Here is a 19905-nt window from a genome sequence, read left to right as displayed (position 1 = left end):
CCTGTGATGACAACGAAAACATCGAAGACGGGGGCCGCCGTGGCCACACGTGCGTGGCGCGGCATCGCGCCGTGGCTCGTGCCGCTCGCGCTGCTGGCCGCATGGGAAGTCGGCGCGCGCGTCGGCTGGCTGTCGACCCGCGTGCTGCCCGAACCGGTGGCGGTCGTGCGTGCCGCGTGGTCGCTCGTGACGTCGGGCGAGATGTGGGCGAACGTGAAGGTCAGTACCTGGCGCGCGCTGTTCGGTTTTGCGATCGGCGGTGGCGTCGGCCTGGCGCTCGGGCTCGCGACCGGCCTGTCGAAAGCGGCGGAGGTCGCGCTCGATTCGACGATCCAGATGATTCGCAACATCCCGGCGCTCGCGATGATTCCGCTCGTGATCCTGTGGTTCGGCATCGACGAGAAGGCGAAGCTGTTCCTCGTTGCGCTCGGCGTGTTCTTTCCGGTCTACATCAACACGTATCACGGGATCCGCTCGGTCGACGCGAACCTGATCGAGATGGCGAAGAGCTACGGCGTGCGCGGCTTCGCGCTGTACCGTGACGTGATCCTGCCCGGCGCATTGCCGTCGATTCTCGTCGGCGTGCGCTTCGCGCTCGGGCTGATGTGGGTGATGCTGATCGTCGCGGAAACGATTTCCGCGCAGTCGGGCATCGGCTACATGACGATGAACGCACGCGAATTCCTGCAAACCGATGTGGTGGTGGTCGGCATCCTGCTGTATGCGGTGCTCGGCAAGCTGGCCGACGTGCTGGCGAAATGGATCGAGCGCGTGACGCTGCGCTGGCACCCCGCTTATCAATCAGGAGCAAAGGCATGAATGCGACCACTTCGGCGGCCGCCTACGGCCCGCTCGCCGGCGCAGACCTCGAGGCCGAACTGGCGCAGGCGCGCGTGACGGACGACGACGCACGCGATGCGGTGATCGTCGATCGGGACGGCGGCGCATCCGTCGTTCCGATCGCGCGGCGGCGCACGGGCAGCACGGCACAGGAAGACGCGGTGACGCTGTCGGGTGTCAGCAAGCGCTTCGGCACGCGTACCGTGCTCGACAACGTCGAACTCGGCATTGCGCGCGGCAGCTTTGTCGCGATAGTCGGCCGCAGCGGTTGCGGGAAATCCACGCTGCTGCGCCTCGTCGCAGGGCTCGAGGTGCCGAGCAGCGGTGCGCTCGTGACACGCAGCGAGGGCGGTGGCACGCTCGACATGCGGATCATGTACCAGGACGCACGGTTGCTGCCGTGGAAGACCGTGCTGCAGAACGTGATGCTGGGCCTTGGGCGCGGCGCCCGCGATCAGGCACGCGCGGTGCTGGACGAGGTTGGCCTGCTCGAGCGCGCGAACGACTGGCCCGCGCAGTTGTCGGGCGGCCAGCGGCAGCGCGTCGCGCTCGCGCGTGCGCTCGTGCACCGGCCGCAACTGCTGCTGCTCGACGAGCCGCTCGGCGCGCTCGACGCGCTGACCCGCATCGAGATGCATGCGCTGATCGAGCGGTTGTGGCGCGAGCACCGGTTCACCGCGCTGCTCGTCACGCACGACGTGCAGGAAGCCGTCGCGCTCGGCGACCGCATCCTGCTGATCGAGCAGGGGCGGGTCGCCCTCGACCAGCCGGTGCCGCTCGAGCGGCCGCGTGCGCGCGCATCGGCTGCGTTCGCGGCGCTGGAGGACCGTGTGCTGCAACGCGTGCTCGCGGGTGGCTCCGGTGGGGGCGAACAGGGTGCGGCGCCTGAAGTCGATCACGTACGACCGGTCGGGCAGATTCGCTGGGCCGTTTAATTCCGGGCGGCAGCGGCCGCCCGTTCTCAGACCTTTTTCTTCGGAGCGATCAACCCGATGAGCATCACTGCAATCAACGTGCGTAACCAGTTCAAAGGCAAGGTGAAGGAGATCATTCGCGGGCCGGTCGTGTCCGAGGTCGACGTCGAAACGCCATTCGGCATCGTCACGTCGGTGATCACGACGCGTTCGGTCGACGAACTCGAGCTGAAGGTCGGCGCGGAAGTCGTCGCGCTCGTGAAGTCCACCGAAGTGTCGATCGCGCGCCTCTGAGCGCGGGTCTTCCGCGTCGGGGCGGCGCGGGCGGTTTGTCCGTCCGCGCCGCACCGGCTCTCGCGTCGCGCGTTTGCCTCGGTATTCGGTGTGCGGACGAAGTGCTAGGATGGAGCGACATCGACGCCGGAGGCCAACGCATGACCCCCATCCTTTCTCCCGAAGCCATCGAGGCGCTGAAGTGGATCGACCAGTTCGGCGACAGCCGGCCGGTCCCGGCCGCGTTCGACGATGTCGTCTATGCGTTGCTGAACGAAGGGCTGATCTACCAGGCGGCTGCCGACCGCGTCGACCTGACCGCCGACGGCAAATCCATTTTGTCTAACGAATACGATTGAGCGCACGGCGCCGGCCGCCGACGCGACCTGGCGCTGCGTCGCCACGGAGCGAGCGATGGAACCGAGAGGCAGCGATCTCGGCGATTTCAGCGAGCCGTATCGCGGCTACGAGATCGAGGTGAAGACCGAGCAGGTTTGGGATGGCGAGCATGCGCACTACCGCGTACTGCAAGGCGCGGCCGTACTGATCGACTGGCGGCTGGTGAAAGTCGACGGGATGCTGCTCACCGAACGGCGCGTGATCGAGCGCGTACTCGACGAGGCGCGGCGGGCCGTCGACGCCGAACTGGGCGAGGGCGGGCCGGTCTAGTCAGGCTGACGGGCTGGTCGGATCGCGTTGCGGTAAAATGTCGGGTTGTTTCCCGCGCCGCTTGCTGCCCCGAATTCCATGTCCGCACCGTCCTCGCTTCCTCCCCGCCGCGTTTCCGTGGCGCCCATGCTCGACTGGACTGACCGTCATTGCCGGTCGTTCCATCGCACGCTGACGCGCGACACGTGGTTGTATACGGAAATGATCACGACGGGCGCGCTGCTGTTCGGCGACGCGCAGCGGCATCTCGCGTTCATGCCGAACGAATCGCCAGTTGCGCTGCAGCTGGGCGGCAGCGAACGGGACGATCTCGCGCGCGCCGCGAAACTCGGCGAGCAGTGGGGCTATGACGAGATCAACCTGAATTGCGGCTGTCCGTCCGAGCGCGTGCAGCGTGGTGCGTTCGGCGCGTGCCTGATGAACGAGCCGCAGCTCGTCGCCGACTGCGTGAAGGCGATGCGCGATGCGGTGTCGGTGCCGGTCACGGTCAAGCACCGGATCGGCGTCGACTCGGTCGAGGATTATGCGTTCGTGCGTGACTTCGTCGGCAAGGTGGCTGAAGCGGGCTGCGAGACGTTCGTCGTGCATGCACGCAATGCGATCCTGAAGGGGCTGTCGCCGAAGGAGAATCGCGAGATCCCGCCGCTCAAGTACGACTATGCGTACCAATTGAAACGCGATTTCCCGTCGCTGGAGATTGTGATCAACGGCGGGATCAAGACGCTCGACGAAGTCGCGCAGCATCTCGAGCATGTCGACGGCGTGATGCTAGGTCGCGAGGCGTATCACAACCCGTATGTGCTCGCGGGCGTGGATGCGCGCTTCTATGGTTCGACCGAAGCGGTGCCGACGCGCGAGGAGGCCGAGGCGAAGCTGATCGAATACTGCGCGGCGGAACTGAAGCGCGGCACGTATCTCGGCGCGATCGTCCGGCACGCACTCGGGCTGTATCGCGGTGCCGCCGGCGCGCGCGGCTGGCGTCGCGTGCTGTCGGACAACAAGAAGCTCGCGCGTGGCGATCTGGCCGTGTTCGACGAGGCGCGCACGCATCTGAACGACGCTCTCGAAAATTTTGAAAAAAATGCTTTGCAAGACGGAAAAGTCTTCGTATAATCTTGTTCTTCGCTGCTGAACACGAAACGAAACAGCGAAGAAACAAAGCAGTATCAGTGGTGGCTGTAGCTCAGTTGGTAGAGTCCAGGATTGTGATTCCTGTCGTCGTGGGTTCGAGTCCCATCAGCCACCCCAAAATTCTTTAGCAAAACAGGCGCTTCGGCGCCTGTTTTGTTTTGCGCGGAAAACTTGAAGCGATTACGTCAATTCGGTCCGCGGCATTTCCAGAGCATTCTGCTCGAAATCAATCCATCCATTTCGTTCATGTCAATCGGAGCAGTCGCGATACTGCGGTCGAGCGACGAGTCCCACCATTCGGGCATCGCCAGTCAATCAACGTTGCATCTGCTCGCGAGCGAGCAAGGCAAATCGACGACCCGTCACGTCAGCTGCGCCGCGCTGCAAATTGACGGATTAAGCCAGTGACTTGGCGCAAACCGCCAATGCTTAACATTCTTACATTCATGTAATGTATCGATTCCTCGTGCCCTCAGCTTTGCAGGGCCGTTCGGTCCCGACGCCCCGGAAGGCGTCGGGGCATTTTTTTTCGGCACCGCCGCCGCGCAGCGTCTCCTGCGATTCGCGATTCAGCGCGCCTTTGAAACATCGCAATTGCTACACTTTCCCTGCCTCCATCAAGCAACGGAAGTGACCCACACATGCCGGAAATCCGACCCGTCACGCTGCGCAGCGCGACGCCACACGACGCCGAGCGCATCGCGCGCTTGCACACGCTGAACTGGCAGAACGCCTATAGCCATATCCTGCCCGCGGCCTATCTGTCCGATGAGGTGCCGACGGAGCATGCGACGCGGTGGCGAAACTATTTCGGCCGCAACGAAGCGGAATGGGGCCTCGTGCTGATCGCGGAATCGGACGGCGCATCCGTCGGCTTTGTGAGCGCCGAACGACCGGTCGATCCGGCGCGAGGCGTCCTGCTCGACTGCCTTCACGTCCATCCCGCGCATCGCGGAAGCGGTATTGGCAAGCACATGATCGAAGCCGTTCGCGCGTGGGCTCGAAATATCGGCGTGGACAAGGTTCATCTTTCGGTGCTCGAAGACAACGTCCGCGCGATTGGCTTCTACGAGCACAACGGCTGGCGATTGGCAGGCGTTGAAACCAGCTTCATCGGCCGAACGGAGGTCGCCGATCGGATTTACATGATCGAGGCCTAGGGAAGGTCTGCATAACCGCGTAACTCTCGACGAGGCATCAATTCAGCGACCGATGCCCCTGCCCATCACGCCATACACTGCGCGGACCCCGTGACGCATGGCGCGAATGACATGCGATCCGCCATCTCTGGCTCGATCAGCCCGCCGGTTTCATTCGGCGGCGAGCCATCCACACGTTTGCCAGCGCAAACAGCGTGTGCAACTGCGCCGTGTTCTTCTTCAACCCGCGATAACGCACCTTGACGTGCCCGAACTGCAGCTTGATCACCCGGAACGGGTGCTCGACTTGGGCCCGGATGCTGGCCTTGACCTGTTCGAGCCGCTCAATGAGCGCATCCTTCGCGACGTTACTGTCAAGCTGGCGACGCAGGCCCGGGCGCAGGGCCACATGCCAGCACGCCTTGATTTTCTGCGTATCGTCGCGCTTCTCCACGCCCTGATACCCGGCATCGGCAAACACGTCCGACTCCTTGCCATGCACCAGCTCATGCGCCTGGGTCACGTCGTTCACGTTCGCCGCCGTCCCCACCACCGTGTGCACCAGGCCGCTGTCGGCATCCACGCCGATGTGCGCCTTCATGCCAAAGTGCCACTGGTTGCCTTTCTTCGTCTGATGCATTTCCGGATCGCGCTTGCCTTCCTGGTTCTTCGTCGAACTCGGCGCGGCAATCAGCGTGGCATCCACCACCGTGCCTTCCTTGAGCAGCAACCCCTGTTGCGCCAGCACGCCGTTGACCGTCGCCAGAATCTGCGTGGCCAGTTCATGCCGCTCCAGCAAGTGGCGAAAGCGCAGGATCGTCGACTCGTCAGGCAGTCGGTCCGCGCCCACGTCCAGCCCCGCAAACTGCTGAAAAAGCGGCATGTCGTACAGCGCTTCTTCCATGCCCGGATCGGACAGGTTGAACCACTGCTGCAGGAAATGGATGCGCAGCATCGTTTCCACCGCGAACGGCGGGCGTCCGGTCTTCGCGTTCGGCGCATGCGGTGCGATCAGCGCCACCAGTTGCGCCCACGGCACCACCCGATTCATCTCTTCGAGGAATTCCCGTTTGCGCGTACGCTTCGTCGAGACCTCGAATCCCGTTCCAACAAGGCTGATCTGTTTCATGCCGCTACTGTCTCACATGCCGCCGTCACGCGAAGGTTTTGCAGACATTCCCTAGCGGCCTGTCGGCACCGAATCGAACGGCTGCGCGCTGCGCGACTCGTTCCGCAAACAACGAAGCGTTGCGCCCGTCACTCGCCGCAATACCGCACAAGCAAATCCGCCTCCGTTTCATGTACCTCGACAGGCAGGCTCGTCGCACCCGCATACGCCAGATAGCGCGCGCGATGCTGACCGTTCCGGAACGACGCGACGCCGACTTTCGACAAGCCCGGAATGCCGAGCAACGTCCGCGTTCTCGTTTCGCGAAACGTGATGAACGGCATGTCGGGTATCCGGGCTTCGGTCGGGTCGAGGAAATCGCGGATGCCCGCGGCCTTGCCGGGCGGCCAGTACTGAACCGACGGCAGCACATAGTCGGTTGTGTCGCGATCGGCGCAAGCGAGCAGTTTCGCCAGGTCGACCGTCACCACGCAATGTCGCGAGTCGTCGGATGCGAATACCCGCTTGAGATGCGTATAGGCATAGGCGGCATGTCCCGGAAGCTGGATGATCCAGACATCGACGCCGTCATGTTGTGCCCGAGCGAGTGTCATTGTTTCCTTGGGTGGCGCGAACGATTTTTGTGCCCGGAGTGTAGCAGCGCGGCCTCGGCCGCGGAGCACGCAGATACCCGAAACGGACGGGCAAGATCATGCGCGAAAGAACGCGGTGCGAGATCGGTCACGAAAAGGGTACTTGATTGATGCGGCCATGCATTTTCAGTCGACGTCGACAGCTTGCGAGAATATCGCGATACTGCCCGTCGGAATGACGCGTGGTCCGAAATTCACAAGATTCACGCAGTGTGTGAAGCCGGACAGGCATGGCGCATCATAAGAACCGAGAGGGCGGATTGGCCGCAGAAAATCATGTCGCCGGAACTTGAGATCAAATATCTCGATTATCGCTTCACCGCGATACTCGAAACCCGGGAAACGGGGCGCGTCGCCGTGGCCGACTGGCAACTGGATTCCATTTCGCGACGCAAGACATTCGCGTGGGCCGTGCTCGACCGCTTCCTCAAACGCAATGACTTCGCCGACGAAGACGACGCGCGCGCCAATATCGTCGACTGGCTGGAGCAGTTGGTCAGCCCGCGGGGCGCGTCGCTCGTCGAAATCACCGTGACGAAAGCGGCCGCGGCTGGCGTTGCTGGTGCCGCCGATGCGGTCGCCAGTGATGCTTGCGCCGCGGAAATCGTCAGTGAAGTCGTCGTTGATATCGCCAGTGATCTCGACTGGATCGACATGATTGCCGGGTGGTTGACGGATGGCCCGGTGTAGCGTCAGGTTTGCCTCGTTTCAAAGCGAATGCTGTCGATCGTGAAACGTTATTTCACGAAAATCCGGAGAGGAAATCGCTGAATCAAGGAAAAACGGAATCACGCCGCTTTGAGAATGCACACGACATGCTGGAGACTGGCGCGCGATTAAAAAACGCCGATATAAATCAAAAAAATCCCGACTCGAAACCAGAAAAGAAGAACGCTGCTGACTGCCGGTGATCTTCGTGATTCTCGCGCCGGCCGTGGGTCTTGCACTCGAGCCGTGACGCGATGCACGCGGGGCTTCCGGTTGAAAGGGTGAGTTGCCGCACAGACGGTCCCAAGAGCCACGATCACAATCTGACCGGTTGACCGTTCTACCCCGGCCCGGTCAACTGTTTCCCCGCTCGCTCGCGCAGGAGCGGGGGCTTTTTGCCCGCCCGACGCATGCAAGACGCGTCGGCGGAACCGGACAGGCGTTCGGCAGGCGGCGCTTCGCGCCCCGGCATCCGTTCGCCTGATCCGCCTGAATCGCTTTCCTCGTGCCTGAGCGATCGCTTGGGCCCATTGCCGGTTACGGCCGGCGATGCCTTGGTCCCGGCGGCGCCCGCCCGCACTGCCGGGATGCTTTTTGTCCCGGACCCGTCAATGCCCGGTCGCGCGCAACGCGCGGGTCGGCCGGATCATCACGCCTGCTCGACGCTCGTTTCCCAGCCGTCGTATTCGCCGCCGAGCGAGCGTACCTCGCGATTGATCTCGAGCGTATGGTGCGTGATGTCGGCCAGCACCATCGTGCCTTCGTGCGCGAACCGCACGGCCGATTTGCCGTCCTCGGTCGGTGCGACCGATTCGACCGGATAGCCTTTCGACTCGGCCCAGTCGGCGAACTGGTGCGCGTCGCTCGGCTCCGGGAAGTAGGCCCAGTGCATCACGCGCCGGCGGATATCGCTCACGTCGCCTTTCTGCCGCAGTGCCTCGAGCACGCGCATGTCGCGCATCAGTTGCCAGTCGTCGTCGGTCGGGTAGAGCGTGCGCCAGTAGGTTTCCTTGTCAGGATCGTCCTGGTAGGCGTACTGAAGTGCGTAGGTTGTCTGTTCGGCCAGCGAGTCGACGATCTCGGCCGCGGCTTCTTCGTCGAACGGCACGTAGAACAGGAAATCCTGGTTGCCGTCGACCGTGATGCGGCCGACCTGTACGCCGTCCTTCGCGGTCACGGCGGCATCCAGCAGATCCTCGATCTTGGTGAGATCGGCGAACTCGTCGGCGCTCGGCAGGCCGTCGGGTGTCGGATGCGCAAGCGTGATGCGCACGCTGAGCAGCGACGTGCGCGGGTCGCTCTCGGCGATTTCCGCAAAGCCGTGATTGAAGCTGATGAAGGCCTGATGGTCGCCCATTCTGGCAGGGAAGGTTCCCCAGGCGTCGGTCATGTGTTTCTCCCGTGCACGATTGTCTGTTGACGGTTGCAAAGCGTCCCAATGTATCATCGAAAAACGCGTTGGCCGATGCCGCGCCGACGATTGCCGGCCCGGCCGACACGGTGGCGGTCGAATTCGCGCGGCCTCGCGCGATCGTCGGCTGCCATCGTCAGGCGTTCGCCCGGCCACAACCGTTTCGAAGGAGATTCCGATGTCGATGTTCGCGGTGAATGGTGTCCGAATCGATGTGCGCAGTGCGCGTGTGACGCATGTGCGCTGGGCGGCCGTCAATCCGGCGGACCGGTCGTGGGCGGCGGCGCCGAGCGAGGCGTCGGTGGCGGAGGTGGCGCGCGCGCTTGCGGCGGGCAACGACGTTCACGCCGTATTCGACGAAGTGGACGGAACGGCGGTGGGGCCGAAGCTGAAACGTGTGCTGTATCGCGACGCGTCGGAGGGGATCGAGCTCGACATCGATGCGACGAACGAGTCGCGCACGCTGCGTGATCTTCCGCAGATCTGAATGGCGATCGGTGCGTGTTCACGCGAGCCGGCCACAAGAACGCATCACGCTATCGCGCACGAAGCCATGACCAGATGCCCAGTCATCCCGTTGGCAGCCGCACTCTGTCTGATGCTTGCGGCCTGTCAGACTGAACCGGTACAGTCGTCTCCCGAGACCGCATCTGCGACGGTTCCCGCATCGTCGCCTGCGACGCCGATTCGCGGAATCGGTCTCGCGCCGCACCTCGCGGGGCAGAGTCACTGGGCAGTCGGTCAATGCACGTCCAACGGCGCGGTCAAGGTGTGCAATTGACGGGAGCGGGAGCGGCCGAAGCGATGAACGAAGCAAGCGAGGCGGACGATTCACGCTGGCATGTCGATCCGGTTGCGGGTACGGTGACTGCCGCGTTACCGATGGTCCTGCCGGTCGACAGCCGCAGTTTCAGGCGCAAGGCGATCGTCTGCGCGGTGCTGGCCGGGTTGGTCGCGTGCGGCTATGCGGCCGATCGGACACTCTGGCCGGTGGCGGCGCTGGCCGCGTTGCTGGCGCTCATCAGCGGCGGCTTTTTCTTCGTGTCGCGCCGCAAGATGGCGCTGCATATCGACGAAACCGGCTTCAGGCTGATCGGTGCCGTGCAGGAAAAGCCGGTCACGCGATGGCGCGACGTGACCGAATTCGGGATCGTGAGCGTCGCGGGCAACCGTTACATCGGCTACCAGTTCTCGGCGCATTCGCCGCGCATGAAGGTGCCCGGCGGCGTGATGCTGCCGATCAACCGGTTCGCGGACCTTCCGCTCGACGCGGTCGCCGCACTGCTCGAAACGTGCCGCCGGTAGTTCGCCATGCCGGATGATTCGGTTGGCCAGCCGAACTGATTTCGCGCATCGTGCGCGACCTCGCTGGCCTGTCGCGGACGAATACAAAAAAATCCCGGCACGCGTGTCGATTTCCGTCGAGCCCGTCCGTCGTAGCATCGGAGGCGTGCGCATCGTGCGTCCGTCCCGATTTCCGATACGACAACCGACTGAAGGAGCGACACCCATGGCCACGTCCGTTAACCCGATCCCGGAAGGGATGCGCACGCTGACGCCGCATCTGATCTGTGCCGGCGCAGCCGCAGCCATCGATTTCTACAAGCGCGCGTTCAACGCGACCGAACGGTTCCGCCTGCCGACACCGGACGGACGGCTCGCTCACGCATGCCTCGCAATCGGCGATTCGACGCTGATGCTCGTGGACGAAATGCCGGAGCATGGCGCTCTCGGGCCGAAGACGCTGAAAGGCACGCCGGTCTGCCTGCACCTGTTCGTGCCGGACGCCGATGCGACGATCGCGCAGGCCGTCGCGGCCGGCGCAACGGTCACGATGCCGGCGGCCGACATGTTCTGGGGCGATCGCTATGGGCAGGTGGAGGATCCGTTCGGCCATCGCTGGTCGATCGCAACCCATCAGCGCGATCTGACACCCGAACAGATCGCGGAAGCGATGGCGAGCGCGCCGCCGTGCGGAAGCTGACCGGGCCGGGCGAATCGGGCTGACGCCGCGCGCGGCCGCGGTTGCGGTTGCAGCGGCGAGCATCAGCGCATATCGGCGCGCGGCCCGTCCGCGCTCAAGCGCCGGTGGCGTTGCCGCGTTGCTTGTCCTCGCGCCGCCATGACGAGTGATGGAGTGCCGGCATGTCGGTGCGACGCGGGCACTTTACGCGTCGAGCAGTGCCGTGGAGCAGGCAATTTGATGTCCGGTGGCTCAAGCTGTCCGGCGGCGCGCCGTAAACAGGGCGAGATCAATCGTTCATCTATCGCACCATAGTTCGAGTTCCGTACGCGGGATATCTCGCGTTTGCGTTGTACCTGCTCTATCCGATGGTCCAGAACACGCTGACCTTCAGCACGGAGTGCGTACTCGGTGTGCTGCCGGGCGGCAATCGCGATCTATCGAAACCTTCCGCAAGCGACGCGCATGTGCGGGCGAGCCGGTGCGTCGCGACCGCGCAGATCGCGGAGCGATCGCCCGACGTTCACTGATTTCATTGCATTGATGCCACGGATCGCTGCGCTGTCACGCCTGGTGAGCCGGCCATTCGGCGAGGTTGAGTACGCGTCGTGCCGCAGCCGCATTCCGGCTCTTGGTGAGGAAACGCTAAAAATTCCACGGGCCTGGCGATCGAAGCATCGTCTCCCGTATACTCTGGCGCCCATTAACTCCATGCATATTCCATGCGGAAATATTTCGCAGGCGTGCTGCTGGCACTAGCCACGCATGCATTCGCATCCGACGACTGTTCCCAGTTCAGCCCACGAGGAGAGCATCCCGTCCTGGTCAACGCCAAGATGGCCTCGAAAGCGCATCTGCTTTGCTATTCCGATTTCGAAATACTGCATTCGGGAATCACACATGGCCCATTGTGGTCTGCAGAGCACCTGACCCGCGCTCACCTGACGGCCGCAAAGAGCGAGGTGCGAACCAATCGCTTCTTCGAAGAACGTCGCCTGCCTGCAGGCGAGGGCGCTCGGCTTTCCGATTATCGCAAGAGCGGATTTGATCGAGGACACATGAGTCCGGCGGGTGATCGCTGGAACGACCAGGCGATGGCCGATTCGTTTTCGCTTGCAAACATGGTGCCGCAGAACCCGACAAACAATCGTCGCTTATGGGCGCGCATCGAGGGCGCCGTTCGTCGCATTGGCATGAGCGCCGCCGACACGTACGTCGTCACCGGCCCGATGTTCAAGGGTGGGGAACTGCAGACGATCGGGGAGTCGGGCGTGATCGTTCCTACTCAAATTTTCAAGGTAGTCTATGTTCCCGAGAAGCGTCTCGCATTTGCTATCGTGGTGAACAATTCGGCAACCAATCACTACGACATCGCAACGGTGCACGAACTCGAGGCGCAAAGCGGATTGCGGTTCCCCGGCATTCCGGAAGCGCTGAAAGATACCCGTATAGGAGGCTTAAATGGAGTTTAAGGCGTTTGCAGATGACTCTGCCATGCTGAATATTCATGGCGACGACTTCACCGTCACAAACGATCCGGAGTGCATCGTGTTGTCGGGAACGTTGGAAGTGACGCGTGACAAAGCCGGCCTGGCAGCGGCGCTTGCGCTACAGCAGGCGATCGCAAGTATTGTCGACGTACTTCAGCAGGATCCTTCGCTTCCCGAGCACGTCGCGAAGGAGCCTCTTAAGCCAACCGGCAAGGTCAAAAACCCGTTCGCGTGACGCGCCGAATGGTAATCGTTCGACTTTGAGGGAAGGATTTGCGCCAGGTGCCATCGGCGGGGCTTTATGCAAGGCGTCGGCGACAGTGGTGGGCGCGGGACTTGACGCGCCATCACCATTTCGTGCCAGGCTATGCCGCGGTAATTCGAGTTGAAATGATTGTGGCCTACGCCAGCCGGCCCGGCAAATCTTCCACCTGCTCACCGCGTGTACGTACGTGTTCGAGCTTTTCCGACATGGATCGGTAGGCTCGGTGATTCGGCCGTGCGAAGAGCGGGCGGCGATCGATGACAACCTGGCTTTGATACTCAGAACGCGCTTCGCAACCCGAGCCCCGCCGAATCGCCATGTCCGTAGCCGCTCGCGCGATCGTGCATGTAGGCTACGTAGATGTCGGTCCGTTTGGACAGGCGGTAGTCATAACCGAGCGCCCAGGTCGTTCTCGACGGGCGGTCGCGCCCGTGGCTTTTCGCGGCCATGACCGACGCGAGCAGCGTGCCGAAGCCGAGCGGCACCGCCGCGCCCACCTGTCCGCTGTGCGTGCCGAGCCCGCCGCTGTCGATTGCGTCGTGCACGTACTGGTAGAACGCGGTGAACTTCACGACCTTCAGGTCATAGCCGATGCCTGCCAGCACGGCATCCTGCTGCGTGAATCCGGCGATGGAAGCATTCAGGTCGCCCGGTGTCCGGTCGTATTTCGCCTGCTGGAACGCGAGCGTCGCGCTGAACGCACCGTGCCGGTCGTAGGTGACGCTGCCGCCCCATTGGTTCGCGCCCGTGTGGCCCGCTTCGTTGCCGCTCGCATAGATCAGGCTCGCCTGCAGCGCGTGCTCGCCGGGTGTCGAAACCAGCACCGAGTTGCTCCAGCCGTTGTCGCCGACGAGCCCTTGCCCCGACACACCCTTGTACATCTGGTTCAGCGCCGGCGAAAAGCCGAACGACGTCGAGAACGGATTGAAGCGAACGGCGGAGATGTAATACGGTGTCGTATTGCGTCCCGCGCGCAGTACGCCATACGGCGTCGCGACGCCGACATACGCATTGCGCCCGAAGAACGTATCGCCGCCGAAGCGGCCGGCGCCGCCGTTCGACGGGCGCATGAACGCTTCGAGCGCGAACTGCAGTGCGTAGCCGCCGCCGAGATCCTCGCGGCCGCCGATGCCCCAGAAGCTCGTCGTGAAGCCACCCGAATTCATCGCATACGCGCGCGGCTTGCCGAGACTCTTCTGCGCGCCCACATAGACGTCGGCCAGCCCGTACAGCGAGACGGACGACTGGGCCGTGGCGTCGTCGGCGATCGCGCAGGCGAGCAGCGATGCGCCGAGGGTTGACAGCAACCGGCGACGTTGGCCGGCATTCCGGATTGATTGAGTAGGCATACTGATCGATTCGTGTGAAGGAACGAAAGGCGGACGAGGGCGCGACGGCACCCGTCGAACGGAACGTCAGAACACGTGGCGGATGCCCGCGCGCCCGACGGCCTGCTTCTGGTTGCCGGACGGATTGAAGCCCGCGATTTGCGCGACCGGTGCGTCGCCGGCCGCCTTCTGGAACGCACACATCGCATAGACGCTCGTGCGCTTGGACAGCGCGTATTCGACGCTCAGGTTGAACTGGTGATACTTCGGCTCCGCGTTCGTCGCGTGGTCGCGGCCTGTCGTGTACGTATATCCGGCGCCGATCGTCACGGCCGGTGTCGGCGTGACGAGCGTCGACAGCTCGTAGTTCTGGAACGTCGCGTCGTGCCCGGCGCTGCCCTGCTGGAAGTTCGTGTTCGTGAAGTCGGCCAGCAGCTTGAGCCACTGCACGACCTGGTACGACGCGCCGACGCCGAACACCTTCTGCGCACGTGCCGCATCGAGATAGTTGCCGTAGATCGCATTCGTGAAGCCCGGATAGTTCTGGTAGCCCTGCGTCGACACGCCCGGGTTGTTGATCCGCAAATAGCCGATGCCGAAGCCGACCGGGCCCGCCGCGTAGCTCGCGCCGACGCTGAACGTCGCGTTGTCGGAGAAGCGGCCCGGCTGCCCGCCGAACGCATAGAGGCCGCCGAACGTGACGCCCGCGATCGTGGGGCTGCGGTATTTGACCGCGTTCGAGATCGGGAAACCGTTGTCGGTGTTGTCCATGTCGTTCGGGTGCGCAAAGTAGTAGCCGCCGATGTTGCCGTTCAGCGTGAACGGCTCGACGTAGTCGACGATCGAATCCCACTGGCGGCCGAGCGTGAGCGAGCCGAGCTTCGTGTCGTTCAGACCGACATACGCGTTGCGCGAGAACGCGAGGCCGCTGCCGAGGCGACCGGAGTTGAGATCGAAACCGCTTTCGAGCCGGAAGATCGCGCTCAGGCCGCCGCCGAGATCCTCGGTGCCGCGCACGCCCCAGCGGCTGCCGGCCGTCACGCCCGACGCGAGCTGCACGAGATGTTTGCCCTGCACGTTCGAGACGTAGTCGACGCCGTCTTCGACGATGCCGTACAGCGTGACGCTGCTTTGCGCGTGGGCGGTAGCTGCCGCGGCAAGCGGTAGCGCGAACAGGATTTTTTTCATGATGAGGGTTCAGTGCGGGTGGTTGAAAGACGGTGAACGATGGTTCGATCCGGCCGCGTGTAAAGCGATCGGACGTGCGTGCTCCGCACCGCGATCGGAAGACGATCGCGGCGGCGGGTGTGGCAGCTAACAGGTGAAACGAAGGAAGGGTGGTGCGCCGCTCAGTTTCGATATGCGTGCAGCAGCGCATCGGCGGCCCGGAAGTCGGGCGTGAGCGGGCGGTCGCGCTCGAGGAACGCGACCTTCGTGCGCAACGCTCGATACAGCGGCTGCGTGGCCGGCGCGAGCGCGAACGACGGCTGCTTGCGCTGGCGCAGGTCGATCGCCTGCGACGCCTCGATCAGTTCGAGGCCGAGCAGCGTGTAGCTCGCGTCGATCTGCTTCTGCACGCGCTGCACGACTTCGGGTGCGTTCGTCGCGACGTCCTCGATGCCGCCGGCAACCGGCAGGTAGTCGAGCGACACGGGCATGGCGAGCGACTTCACCGTCATTGCAAGCGCGGTCGGCGGCTTCTCCATCGCGCCGAACGCATGCACGGTTTCCTCGGTGCCGAGGAAGCGCGAAAGGCCGGTGAGGTGCGGGTCGTTCAGCTTGACGATGCGCTGCGCGGACGCGAGCGCGTTGTGGCCGAGCGCGAGCCCGAGCTGCTCGAACGCGAGCACCCACGGCAGCGGCTCGAAGTTCGCGCTCGGCAGCACCGCGCCGCCGCCGTTGACATAGCCGGCCGTATCCTGCGCGCGGCTCGACTTCGGCGTGACACCGACCGCGACGCCCGGATTGTCGTCGCTCGAATTGAGCTGCACCTGCAGCAGCGCACGCGCTTCGTCGTAGGTGCGATCCTCTTCGCCGAGCAGATAGACGCCGGAGCGGAAGCTGAGCGGATCCTGCAGCGGCCGGTCCGGATCGCGGTTCCACAGGCTGCTGCCCGCGAGCAGTGTGCGCAGCGTTGCACCGGCCCGCAGCGTGGCCGGGAACGGCCGCAGCGCGAGCGTGTCCTCGCGGAACGGCGACACGTTGCCGTTCAGACCCTGCAGGCTCAGCGCGAACACGACCTTCGACACCTGCGCGAGACGCGCCATGTCGGTGAGCGCCAGCGCGCCCATGCCGGCCGAGTACGCGTTGGAACTGAGGATCGCGAGCGCGTCCTTGCCGTACGGACGGATCGTCGCGATGCCTGCCGATTTCAGCGCATTGGCGGCCGCGACCTTGCGGCCCTGGTAGTACACGTCGCCTTCGCCGAGCATCGCGAGGCCAACGTGGCTCAGGATCGTGATGTCGGCTTCGCCGATCGAGCCGTCCGACGGCATGGCCGGCGTGACGCCGCGATTGAGGAATTGCGCGTACGCGTCGACGATCGCCGGCTGCACGCCGGCGCCGCCGTCGAGCATCGCGTTCAGGCGCGCAGCCATCGCGGCGCGCGCCACGCGCACGCTCATGTCCGGGCCGACGCTGCCGGAATGCGCGTGGATCAACCCGATGTTGAAGCGCGTCGACGCGTCGATGACCTCCTGCGACAGCTTGCCGTGCGCATCGACCATCTCGCGGTCCTTGTTGAGGCCGACACCGACCGTGAGCCCGTAGATCTGCTGGCCGGCCGCGGCGGCCTTCAGCAGTACGTCGTGCGCGGCGACGACGCGCTGGCGGGCGGCCGGCGCGATCGACACGGCTTCGCCGTCGGCGATGCGCGCGATCGATTCGGGCGTGACGGACCGACCGTCGAGCGTGACGTCCGCAAAGGCCGGGACGGCGGCGAAAAGCGCGAGCGCGATCGCGCTCCGCATGAGGAAGCGTGGCATGAAGCAGTTCTCCGGTTTCAGGCGTGACGTGGTGTGGAAGACAGCGCGGCGATCGATGCAAGCGCGATGGCGCTTGCGACCATCACATACCAGGCTGGCGCGAACGGGTTGCCGGACCGTTGCGTGAGCCACGCGAGGATCGCCGGCGCGAAGCCGCCGAAGATCGTCGTGGCGATGTTGTAGGACAGCGACATGCCGGTCGCGCGCACGCTGGTGGGAAACAGCTCCGACAGCGCGGCGGGCGCGACGCCCGTGAAGATCGCGACCATCACGCAGAACGCGCTCTGCACCGTGATCAGCGCGGCGAGCGTGTGCGCATCGGCGAGCCAGTGCAGCAGCGGATACACGGACACGAGCATCAGCAGGGCGCCTGCCGTGAGCACCGTGCGCCGGCCGAAGCGATCCGACCAACTGCCTGCGCACACGCAAGTGACGGCCATCAGGCAGTTGCCGACCAGCGACGCGATGAATGCGTCGCGCCCGTCGAAATGCAGCGCGCGCTGCACGTGCGTCGGCATGTAGATCACCAGCGCATACACGCATACGGCCCATAGCACCGAGAACCCGGTGCCGACGACGAGCGCGCGCGGATAGTCGCGCACGACCCGCAGCAACGGTGTCTTGTGCTCGGCCGGCGCGTGCGCGGCACGTGCCATTTCCGCGCGGAAATGCGGTGTTTCATCGAGCGTCTTGCGCAGCCACAGGCCGACCGGCGCGATCGCGAGACCGAGGATGAACGGAATCCGCCAGCCCCAGTCGCCGATCTGTTCGCGCGACAGCGTGAGCGTTACGGCGGTGGCAACCAGCGCGCCGAGGATGTTCGACGCCGCCATGCTTGCCTGCAGCCACGATGCGTAGCGGCCCTTGCGGTCAGCCGGCGCGTGCTCGATCAGGAACGCCGCGGCGCCGCCCACTTCGCCGCCGGCCGAGAAGCCCTGCAGCAGGCGGCCGCACAGGATCAGCAGCGGCGCGCCGATGCCGATCGCAGTGAACGGCGGCGCGAACGCGATGATGCCGGTGCCGGCTGCCATCACGAGAATGGTCAGCGTCAGCGCGGCCTTGCGGCCCGCGCGATCGCCGTACACGCCGATCGCGAGCGCGCCGAGCGGCCGTGCGATGAAGCCGATTCCGAACGCCATGAACGCCTCGACCAGTTCCGTGCCCGTGTCGCCGCGATGGAAGAAGTTCTGCGCGATGTACACGGCAAAGAAGGCGTAGACGGAAAAGTCGTACCACTCCAGCGCGTTGCCGATCGAGGCCGCGGCGATCGCGCGCCCGGCACTCGATGCGGGAGGTGACACGGCGTCGGCCGTGTCGAGGGGAACCGCGGTTTGTTTCACTTCGATCTCCTGTCGTCGTGCGGGGCGGCCTTACAGCCGGATATGCGGAATCTGCTTGCGTTCCGCTTCGTCGAGCGCTTCTTCGTAGCCGGCGTCCGCATAGCGGATCACGCCGAGCGCGGTGTCGTTGGTCATCGACAGCGTGAGCCGCTCGTTCGCCGCCGCGCTGCCATCGGCTACGACGGTGACACCCGCGCTCGTCATGTAGCCGCTGTAGCCGCCGCCGCCCGAATGGATCGCGACGAGATCGGCCATCGACGAGCAGTTCATCATCGCGTTCAGCAGCGGCCAGTCGGCCACTGCGTCGGAGCCGTCGCGCAGGTTCTCGGTCATGATGTTCGGGTGCGCCATCGCGCCGGCGTCGAGGTGGTCGCGCGTGAACGCGACCGGCCCGGCCAGCACGCCGTCGCGCACCATCGCGTTGACGGCGAGCGCGAGCCGCGTGCGCTCGCCGTGGCCGAGCCACGCGATGCGCGCCGGCAGCCCTTCGAACGGCACGCATTCGCGTGCGCGTTGAATCCAGTTCGTGACGATCCGGTTGTCGGGGAAGTGTTCGAGCAGGTAGTCGTCGATGAGGCGGATGTCGTTCGGATCGTTCGACAGCGCGATCCAGCGGAACGGGCCGATCGCGCGGCAGAACAGCGGGCGCAGGAACGCTTCGGTAAATACCGGGATCTCGAACGCGCGCGTCACGCCGCCGTCCTTTGCATGCGTGCGGATCAGATTGCCGTTGTCGAACACGATCGCGCCGCGATCCTTGAATCCCAGCATTGCCTCGACGTGCCGCACGATCGACGCGCGGCTCGCATCCATCAGCGTCGTGCGGTCGCTGTCGCGCAGCGCGCGCACGTCGTCGAGCGTATAGCCTGACGGCACGTAGCCGTACACGAGATCGTGCGCGGCCGTCTGGTCGGTGACGATGTCGGGCACGACGCCGCGCGCAAGAATCGCCGGGAACACGTCGGCCGCATTGCCGAGCAGGCCGACCGAGATCGGTTCGCGCCGCGCCCGCGCGTCGGCGATCAGCGCGAGCGCCTCGTCGAGATCGCGCGCCTGTCGTTCGAGAAAGCCGATCTGCAGCCGCTTGTCGATGCGTGTCTGGTCGATCTCGACAACGAGCGTTGCGGCGTTGGCCATCCGTCCCGCGAGCGGCTGCGCGCCGCCCATCCCGCCGAGGCCGGCCGTGAGGATGAAGCGCCCGCGCAGGTCGTTGTCGAAATGGCGCTCGGCGATTCGCGAAAAGATTTCGTAGGTGCCCTGGATCACGCCTTGCGAGCCGATGTACTGCCAGTCGCCGGCCGTGAGACCGCCCCAGCAGATCAGGTTGCGCCGCTCCAGTTCGTAGAAGTGTTCGGCCTTCGCCCACTGGCCGATCAGATTGCAGTTCGCCATCACGACGAGCGGCGCGCTCGCATGCGTGCGCAGCAGCGCGACGGGCTTGCCCGACTGCACGACGAGCGTGTGGTCATCGTCCATCGTCTTCAGCGTGCGCACGATCGCGTCGTGCGACGGCCAGTCGCGCGCCGCGCGGCCGAGCGCCGCGTAGACGATCAGTTGATCGGGGTCCTCGCCGACGGCGAGCACGTTCTCGAGCAGCCGCAGCAGCGCTTCCTGGCGCCAGCCCTTGCAACGCAGCGTGCTGCCGGACGTGACTTCGAAGGGTCGGGTCGTCTGATTCATCGTCGTGCC

24 protein-coding genes and 1 tRNA gene are annotated in these 19905 nt (G+C 64.6%); 17 read left to right on the top strand and 8 right to left on the bottom strand.

Going from position 1 to position 19905, the window contains the following annotated elements; all coding sequences use genetic code 11:
* Positions 1-6: 6 nt before the first annotated feature.
* The 9 genes from ssuC to DIE15_RS09605 all read left to right on the top strand — a co-directional run bounded on the left by ssuC (position 7) and on the right by DIE15_RS09605 (position 4987).
* Positions 7-819, top strand: coding sequence for an aliphatic sulfonate ABC transporter permease SsuC (gene ssuC / locus DIE15_RS09645; RefSeq protein ID WP_057924369.1), 813 nt, complete (start codon positions 7-9; stop codon positions 817-819).
* Entirely contained in the window at positions 816-1775 is a 960-nt protein-coding gene (locus tag DIE15_RS09640; RefSeq protein ID WP_124833076.1) for an ATP-binding cassette domain-containing protein, read from the top strand. The genes ssuC and DIE15_RS09640 overlap by 4 nt, the downstream gene beginning before the upstream one ends.
* Before the next feature lie 57 nt (positions 1776-1832).
* Positions 1833-2048 (top strand): molybdopterin-binding protein, encoded by a 216-nt coding sequence (locus DIE15_RS09635; protein WP_006400187.1) that lies wholly within the window; start codon positions 1833-1835, stop codon positions 2046-2048.
* Between the two features lie 140 nt (positions 2049-2188).
* Entirely contained in the window at positions 2189-2386 is a 198-nt protein-coding gene (locus DIE15_RS09630) for a hypothetical protein (RefSeq protein ID WP_014897153.1), read from the top strand.
* Between the two features lie 55 nt (positions 2387-2441).
* Positions 2442-2696, top strand: a complete 255-nt coding sequence (locus DIE15_RS09625) for a hypothetical protein (protein WP_057924371.1) — start codon at positions 2442-2444, stop codon at positions 2694-2696.
* A gap of 126 nt (positions 2697-2822) precedes the next feature.
* On the top strand, positions 2823-3809 hold the full coding sequence (gene dusA / locus DIE15_RS09620) for a tRNA dihydrouridine(20/20a) synthase DusA (RefSeq protein WP_244104980.1): 987 nt from the start codon (positions 2823-2825) through the stop codon (positions 3807-3809).
* A gap of 59 nt (positions 3810-3868) precedes the next feature.
* Positions 3869-3944, top strand: a tRNA-His gene (locus DIE15_RS09615).
* Between the two features lie 54 nt (positions 3945-3998).
* Complete coding sequence (locus DIE15_RS09610; RefSeq protein ID WP_124833074.1) at positions 3999-4235, top strand: hypothetical protein; 237 nt, start codon at positions 3999-4001, stop codon at positions 4233-4235.
* 233 nt (positions 4236-4468) lie between these two features.
* Positions 4469-4987: a GNAT family N-acetyltransferase gene (locus DIE15_RS09605; protein WP_124833073.1), complete on the top strand. Its 519-nt coding sequence runs from the start codon at positions 4469-4471 to the stop codon at positions 4985-4987.
* A gap of 136 nt (positions 4988-5123) precedes the next feature.
* On the opposite strand, the gene DIE15_RS09600 is transcribed toward DIE15_RS09605, so the two are convergent.
* Positions 5124-6095: an IS5 family transposase gene (locus DIE15_RS09600; protein WP_124833072.1), complete on the bottom strand. Its 972-nt coding sequence runs from the start codon at positions 6093-6095 to the stop codon at positions 5124-5126.
* Between the two features lie 128 nt (positions 6096-6223).
* Positions 6224-6688 (bottom strand): plasmid fertility inhibition factor family protein, encoded by a 465-nt coding sequence (locus tag DIE15_RS09595; RefSeq protein ID WP_057924383.1) that lies wholly within the window; start codon positions 6686-6688, stop codon positions 6224-6226.
* A 315-nt stretch (positions 6689-7003) separates the two neighbouring features.
* Between DIE15_RS09595 and DIE15_RS09590 the strand changes: the two genes are divergently transcribed.
* The gene (locus tag DIE15_RS09590) at positions 7004-7417 is read left to right on the top strand and encodes a hypothetical protein (RefSeq protein WP_124833071.1); all 414 of its coding nucleotides are present in this window, start codon (positions 7004-7006) and stop codon (positions 7415-7417) included.
* A gap of 667 nt (positions 7418-8084) precedes the next feature.
* Here DIE15_RS09590 and DIE15_RS09580 read toward each other — a convergent pair.
* Positions 8085-8825 (bottom strand): DUF695 domain-containing protein, encoded by a 741-nt coding sequence (locus tag DIE15_RS09580; RefSeq protein ID WP_124833069.1) that lies wholly within the window; start codon positions 8823-8825, stop codon positions 8085-8087.
* Positions 8826-9024: 199 nt separating this feature from the next.
* On the opposite strand from DIE15_RS09580, the gene DIE15_RS09575 reads away from it, so the two are divergent.
* The 7 genes from DIE15_RS09575 to DIE15_RS09545 all read left to right on the top strand — a co-directional run bounded on the left by DIE15_RS09575 (position 9025) and on the right by DIE15_RS09545 (position 12534).
* Positions 9025-9333 carry a phosphatidylserine/phosphatidylglycerophosphate/cardiolipin synthase gene (locus DIE15_RS09575; protein WP_124833068.1) on the top strand — a complete coding sequence of 103 codons (309 nt, stop codon included), beginning with the start codon at positions 9025-9027 and terminating at the stop codon, positions 9331-9333.
* 66 nt (positions 9334-9399) lie between these two features.
* Positions 9400-9627 (top strand): hypothetical protein, encoded by a 228-nt coding sequence (locus tag DIE15_RS38030; RefSeq protein ID WP_124833102.1) that lies wholly within the window; start codon positions 9400-9402, stop codon positions 9625-9627.
* A 23-nt stretch (positions 9628-9650) separates the two neighbouring features.
* Positions 9651-10151, top strand: a complete 501-nt coding sequence (locus DIE15_RS09565; protein ID WP_185734416.1) for an aspartyl-tRNA synthetase — start codon at positions 9651-9653, stop codon at positions 10149-10151.
* Positions 10152-10356: 205 nt separating this feature from the next.
* Positions 10357-10830, top strand: coding sequence for a VOC family protein (locus DIE15_RS09560; RefSeq protein ID WP_057924387.1), 474 nt, complete (start codon positions 10357-10359; stop codon positions 10828-10830).
* Between the two features lie 290 nt (positions 10831-11120).
* Positions 11121-11339, top strand: coding sequence for a hypothetical protein (locus tag DIE15_RS37590; RefSeq protein WP_057924388.1), 219 nt, complete (start codon positions 11121-11123; stop codon positions 11337-11339).
* Positions 11340-11531: 192 nt separating this feature from the next.
* Positions 11532-12281, top strand: coding sequence for a DNA/RNA non-specific endonuclease (locus DIE15_RS09550; protein WP_057924389.1), 750 nt, complete (start codon positions 11532-11534; stop codon positions 12279-12281).
* A complete protein-coding gene (locus tag DIE15_RS09545) occupies positions 12271-12534 on the top strand; it encodes a hypothetical protein (protein ID WP_057924390.1) in 264 nt (87 codons plus the stop codon). The genes DIE15_RS09550 and DIE15_RS09545 overlap by 11 nt, the downstream gene beginning before the upstream one ends.
* A gap of 308 nt (positions 12535-12842) precedes the next feature.
* Here the strand turns inward: DIE15_RS09545 and DIE15_RS09540 are convergent, their stop codons facing one another.
* The 5 genes from DIE15_RS09540 to DIE15_RS09520 all read right to left on the bottom strand — a co-directional run bounded on the left by DIE15_RS09540 (position 12843) and on the right by DIE15_RS09520 (position 19896).
* Entirely contained in the window at positions 12843-13871 is a 1029-nt protein-coding gene (locus DIE15_RS09540; protein ID WP_260428222.1) for a porin, read from the bottom strand.
* A 108-nt stretch (positions 13872-13979) separates the two neighbouring features.
* The gene (locus DIE15_RS09535) at positions 13980-15080 is read right to left on the bottom strand and encodes a porin (RefSeq protein WP_057924391.1); all 1101 of its coding nucleotides are present in this window, start codon (positions 15078-15080) and stop codon (positions 13980-13982) included.
* Between the two features lie 161 nt (positions 15081-15241).
* Entirely contained in the window at positions 15242-16876 is a 1635-nt protein-coding gene (gene hutH / locus DIE15_RS09530) for a histidine ammonia-lyase (RefSeq protein ID WP_124833065.1), read from the bottom strand.
* 17 nt (positions 16877-16893) lie between these two features.
* Complete coding sequence (locus tag DIE15_RS09525; RefSeq protein ID WP_185734414.1) at positions 16894-18216, bottom strand: MFS transporter; 1323 nt, start codon at positions 18214-18216, stop codon at positions 16894-16896.
* A gap of 30 nt (positions 18217-18246) precedes the next feature.
* On the bottom strand, positions 18247-19896 hold the full coding sequence (locus DIE15_RS09520) for a urocanate hydratase (RefSeq protein ID WP_124833064.1): 1650 nt from the start codon (positions 19894-19896) through the stop codon (positions 18247-18249).
* Positions 19897-19905: the final 9 nt, after the last annotated feature.

It is taken from the genome of Burkholderia sp. Bp9031, from assembly GCF_003857965.1.
Classification (GTDB): Bacteria; Pseudomonadota; Gammaproteobacteria; order Burkholderiales; family Burkholderiaceae; genus Burkholderia; species Burkholderia ambifaria_A.
This window is presented reverse-complemented; position numbering and strand designations above follow the sequence as displayed.

Coding starts and splice junctions, on each gene's coding strand:
- ssuC (WP_057924369.1), top strand. CDS start 7: ATGACAACGAAAACATCGAAGACGGGGGCCGCCGTGGCCACACGTGCG.
- DIE15_RS09640 (WP_124833076.1), top strand. CDS start 816: ATGAATGCGACCACTTCGGCGGCCGCCTACGGCCCGCTCGCCGGCGCA.
- DIE15_RS09635 (WP_006400187.1), top strand. CDS start 1,833: ATGAGCATCACTGCAATCAACGTGCGTAACCAGTTCAAAGGCAAGGTG.
- DIE15_RS09630 (WP_014897153.1), top strand. CDS start 2,189: ATGACCCCCATCCTTTCTCCCGAAGCCATCGAGGCGCTGAAGTGGATC.
- DIE15_RS09625 (WP_057924371.1), top strand. CDS start 2,442: ATGGAACCGAGAGGCAGCGATCTCGGCGATTTCAGCGAGCCGTATCGC.
- dusA (WP_244104980.1), top strand. CDS start 2,823: ATGCTCGACTGGACTGACCGTCATTGCCGGTCGTTCCATCGCACGCTG.
- DIE15_RS09605 (WP_124833073.1), top strand. CDS start 4,469: ATGCCGGAAATCCGACCCGTCACGCTGCGCAGCGCGACGCCACACGAC.
- DIE15_RS09600 (WP_124833072.1), bottom strand. CDS start 6,095: ATGAAACAGATCAGCCTTGTTGGAACGGGATTCGAGGTCTCGACGAAG.
- DIE15_RS09595 (WP_057924383.1), bottom strand. CDS start 6,688: ATGACACTCGCTCGGGCACAACATGACGGCGTCGATGTCTGGATCATC.
- DIE15_RS09590 (WP_124833071.1), top strand. CDS start 7,004: ATGTCGCCGGAACTTGAGATCAAATATCTCGATTATCGCTTCACCGCG.
- DIE15_RS09580 (WP_124833069.1), bottom strand. CDS start 8,825: ATGACCGACGCCTGGGGAACCTTCCCTGCCAGAATGGGCGACCATCAG.
- DIE15_RS09575 (WP_124833068.1), top strand. CDS start 9,025: ATGTCGATGTTCGCGGTGAATGGTGTCCGAATCGATGTGCGCAGTGCG.
- DIE15_RS38030 (WP_124833102.1), top strand. CDS start 9,400: ATGACCAGATGCCCAGTCATCCCGTTGGCAGCCGCACTCTGTCTGATG.
- DIE15_RS09565 (WP_185734416.1), top strand. CDS start 9,651: ATGAACGAAGCAAGCGAGGCGGACGATTCACGCTGGCATGTCGATCCG.
- DIE15_RS09560 (WP_057924387.1), top strand. CDS start 10,357: ATGGCCACGTCCGTTAACCCGATCCCGGAAGGGATGCGCACGCTGACG.
- DIE15_RS09550 (WP_057924389.1), top strand. CDS start 11,532: ATGCGGAAATATTTCGCAGGCGTGCTGCTGGCACTAGCCACGCATGCA.
- DIE15_RS09545 (WP_057924390.1), top strand. CDS start 12,271: ATGGAGTTTAAGGCGTTTGCAGATGACTCTGCCATGCTGAATATTCAT.
- DIE15_RS09535 (WP_057924391.1), bottom strand. CDS start 15,080: ATGAAAAAAATCCTGTTCGCGCTACCGCTTGCCGCGGCAGCTACCGCC.
- hutH (WP_124833065.1), bottom strand. CDS start 16,876: ATGCCACGCTTCCTCATGCGGAGCGCGATCGCGCTCGCGCTTTTCGCC.
- DIE15_RS09520 (WP_124833064.1), bottom strand. CDS start 19,896: ATGAATCAGACGACCCGACCCTTCGAAGTCACGTCCGGCAGCACGCTG.